At 63.3% G+C, this 3,878-nt stretch carries 3 protein-coding genes and 1 pseudogene; all 4 read left to right on the top strand.

Annotated features, from left to right (window positions below; all coding sequences use genetic code 11):
* Positions 1-401 (top strand): annotated as a pseudogene (locus I5W_RS23310) (MFS transporter); the annotation flags it as partial.
* A gap of 10 nt (positions 402-411) precedes the next feature.
* Positions 412-2,985 carry a nitrite reductase large subunit NirB gene (gene nirB, locus I5W_RS23305; protein ID WP_044531033.1) on the top strand — a complete coding sequence of 858 codons (2,574 nt, stop codon included), beginning with the start codon at positions 412-414 and terminating at the stop codon, positions 2,983-2,985.
* Between the two features lie 26 nt (positions 2,986-3,011).
* Positions 3,012-3,374 carry a nitrite reductase small subunit NirD gene (gene nirD, locus I5W_RS23300; RefSeq protein ID WP_017450155.1) on the top strand — a complete coding sequence of 121 codons (363 nt, stop codon included), beginning with the start codon at positions 3,012-3,014 and terminating at the stop codon, positions 3,372-3,374.
* 1 nt (position 3,375) lies between these two features.
* Positions 3,376-3,878 (top strand): NAD(P)/FAD-dependent oxidoreductase (locus I5W_RS23295; RefSeq protein ID WP_044531032.1); only part of this gene is annotated, 503 nt, incomplete at its 3' end.

Below are 3,878 nucleotides of genomic sequence, written 5' to 3'. Positions count from 1 at the left end.
CCGGCGGCCTGAACCGTCGCGCCACCCTGCTGTTCGTGATGATGCTGGGCGAAGGCCTGGCCNTGCTGTGGTTCGCCCATGCCGGCAGCGTGGTGGCAGCCGTCATCGCCATGCTCTGCTTTGGTCTGTTCACCCACATGGCNTGCGGCGCCACCTATGCGCTGGTGCCCTTCATCGACCGCAAGGCCTTAGGCGGCGTGGCCGGCATCATCGGTGCCGGCGGCAATGTGGGCGCGGTGCTGGCGGGCTTCCTGATGAAGGGCCTGGGCAATACCCAGCAGACCCTATCCACGCTGGGCGTGCTGGTGACGGTCTCGGCCCTGTGCGCGGTGGCCATCCGCTTTACCGCATCGGACAAGAGCGGTGACGCCGTCGTAGTAGAAAACAAAGTCGCAGCCTGAGGAGAACACCATGAAGATCATCGTCATCGGCCACGGCATGGTGGGCCACAAATTCCTGGAATGCCTGGCCGAGAGCGGCGCCGGCGACCTGCATGTCACCATCCTGTGCGAAGAACCGCGCCCGGCCTACGACCGCGTGCACCTCTCCGAATTCTTCGCCGGCAAGAGCGCCGAAGACCTGTCGCTGGTGGCACCGGGCTTCTTCGACGCCGGCCACAGCCCGGTGCAGTTCGACCTCAAGCTCAACGCCAAGGCCCAGGAGATCGACCTGGAACACAAGCAGGTGCGGGTCAATTTGTCTGGTGTGGAACAGATCTTGTCCTATGACAAACTGGTGCTGGCCACCGGCTCCTATCCCTTCGTGCCGACGGTGGCCGGCAACCAGCGCAAGGATTGCTTCGTCTATCGCACCATCGAAGACCTGGAAGCGATGCTGGAATGCGGCAACCGTTCCAAGAGCGGCGTGGTCATCGGCGGTGGCCTGCTGGGCCTGGAATGCGCCAAGGCCCTGCGCGACCTGAAGCTGGAAACCCATGTGGTGGAATTCGCACCGCGCCTGATGGCGGTGCAGGTCGATGACAGCGGCGGCCGCATCCTGCGCCAGAAGATCGAAGAACTGGGCGTGACCGCCCATACGCAAAAGAACACGGTCGAGATCGTCGATGGCAAGCAGCACACCCATCGCATGAACTTCGAGGATGGCTCGCACCTGGAAACCGACATGATCGTCTTCTCCGCCGGCATCCGCCCGCGTGACGAACTGGCGCGTCATGCCGGCCTGAAGGTGGGTGAGCGTGGCGGCATCGTCATCGACAATTGCTGCCTCACCTCGGACGCTGCCGTCTATGCCATCGGCGAATGCGCCCTGTGGAATGGCAAGATCTTCGGCCTGGTCGCACCCGGCTACGACATGGCCCGCACCGCTGCCAAGCACTTGCTGTCGCACCGTGACGACGCCATCGAGGTGCCGCAATTTAACGGCGCCGACATGAGCACCAAGTTGAAACTGATGGGCGTGGACGTGGCCAGCATTGGCGATGCGCATGGCAAGCAAGCTGGCAGCCGTTCGTATCAGTTCACCGATGAACGCAAGCAGATCTACAAGAAGATCGTGGTTTCCGAATCCGGCAAGCACCTGCTGGGCGCGGTGATGGTGGGCGATGCCGCTGAATACGGCACCCTGCTGCAGATGATGCTCAACAAGATCGAGCTGCCGGAGTCGCCGGAATTCCTGATCCTGCCGCAATCCGATGGCAAGGCCAAACCGGGTCTGGGCGTGGATGCGCTCCCGGAATCCGCACAGATCTGCTCCTGCAACAATGTCTCCAAGGGCCAGCTGTGCGCGGCGGTGGCCTCGGGGGTGACGACAATTGGCGATCTGAAGGCTTGTACCAAGGCCGGTACCGCCTGCGGCGGCTGCGTGCCGCTGGTCACCCAGGTGATGAAGGCCGAGATGAAGAAACAGGGCCTGGCCGTCAACAACCATGTGTGCGAGCACTTCCCCTACTCGCGCCAGGAAATCCACCACCTGGTGCGCGTGGGCCAGATCAAGAGCTTCGATGAACTGCTGGCCAAGCATGGCAAGGGACTGGGCTGTGACATCTGCAAGCCGATGGTGGCCAATGTGCTGGCGTCGCTGTGGAACGACTTCGTGCTCAAGAAGGAACATGCCGGCCTGCAGGATTCCAACGACTACTTCCTCGGCAACATCCAGAAGGATGGCACCTACTCGGTGGTGCCGCGCATGGCCGGTGGCGAAGTCACCCCCGATGGCCTGATCGCGGTAGGCCAGATCGCCAAGAAATATGGCCTCTACACCAAGATCACCGGCGGCCAGCGGGTGGACCTGTTCGGCGCCCGCGTGGACCAGTTGCCCGATATCTGGGAAGCCCTGATCGCCGCCGGCTTCGAAACCGGCCACGCCTACGGCAAGTCGCTGCGCACCGTCAAATCCTGCGTCGGCTCGACCTGGTGCCGCTATGGCGTGGGTGATAGCGTGGGCTTCGCGGTGCGCCTGGAAAACCGCTACAAGGGCTTGCGCTCGCCGCACAAGATCAAGTTCGGCGTCTCCGGCTGCACCCGTGAATGCGCCGAAGCGCAAGGCAAGGACGTGGGCATCATCGCCACCGACAAGGGCTGGAACCTCTACGTCTGTGGCAATGGCGGCATGAAGCCGCGTCATGCCGAACTGATCGCCTCCGACCTGGATGAAGCCACGCTGACCCGTTACGTGGACCGCTTCCTGATGTTCTACGTGCGCACCGCCGACCGCCTGCAACGCACCAGCACCTGGCGCGAAAACCTCGAAGGTGGACTGGAGTACCTCAAGAGCGTGGTCATCGATGACAAGCTGGGCATCGCCGCCGAGCTGGAAACCGACATGCAGCGCGTGGTCGATACCTACGAATGCGAATGGAAGAAGGCCGTCACCGACCCGGAAACCCGCAAGCGCTTCCGCCACTTCGTCAACAGCAAGGCCGCCGATGGCAACATCCAGTTCGTCGAGGAACGCGGACAGATCCGACCGGCCACCGTGGCCGAGAAGAAGCTGCTGGATATCCCGGTCGTCGTCGAGACGGTCTGAACCAAGGACGATACAAGGAACCCATCATGCACAGCGACCAACAAATCAAGCACTGGACCCCGATCTGCGAACTGGCCGAGATCGTCCCCAACACCGGCGTGGCCGCCCTGGTGGGCGACCAGCAGGTAGCAGTGTTCCACGTCATCGACAGCTCCTCCGGCACGCCGCAGGCGCGCGTGTTCGCCATCGGCAACTATGATCCCAACGCCCAGGCGGCTGTCCTCTCGCGCGGCCTGGTGGGCAACCTGGGGGAACGCATCGTGGTAGCCTCGCCCATCTACAAGCATCACTTCGACCTGACCACCGGCCACTGCCTGGAAGAACCCGCCAACTCGGTACCGGCCTGGCCGGCGCGCATTGCCGAGGGTAAAGTCTGGATCGGTGGCTGACATGCAGACCAGCGCCGACAAGGATCAAGCCAAGCCATCGCTGGTGGTGGTCGGCAATGGCATGGCTGCCATGCGCACGGTGGAGGAATTGCTCAAGCTCGCACCGGACCTGTATGACATCACCGTCTTCGGCGCCGAGCCGCACGGCAACTACAACCGCATCATGCTCTCGCCGGTACTGACCGGCGACAAGAGCATCGATGACATCATGCTCAACCCGCGCGCCTGGTACCAGGAGAACGGCATCACCCTGCACGCCGGCGACCCGGTGATCCACATCGACCGCCGCCTGCGCAGCGTCCACGCCAAGTCCGGCCTGAGCGTGAAGTACGACCGCCTGTTGCTGGCCACCGGTTCCACGCCTTTCATCATCCCGGTGCCGGGCCATCAATTGCCGGGCGTGATCGCCTTTCGCGACATCCAGGATGTGGACACCATGCTGCAGGCCGCGCGCACGCACCGCCATGCAGTGGTCATCGGCGGCGGCCTGCTCGGGCTGGAAGC

Origin of the sequence: Herbaspirillum sp. B65 (genome assembly GCF_000333555.1) — a bacterium.
In the GTDB taxonomy this organism is placed as follows: domain Bacteria; phylum Pseudomonadota; class Gammaproteobacteria; order Burkholderiales; family Burkholderiaceae_D; genus Herbaspirillum; species Herbaspirillum rubrisubalbicans.
This window is presented reverse-complemented; position numbering and strand designations above follow the sequence as displayed.

Coding starts and splice junctions, on each gene's coding strand:
- nirB (WP_044531033.1), top strand. CDS start 412: ATGAAGATCATCGTCATCGGCCACGGCATGGTGGGCCACAAATTCCTG.
- nirD (WP_017450155.1), top strand. CDS start 3,012: ATGCACAGCGACCAACAAATCAAGCACTGGACCCCGATCTGCGAACTG.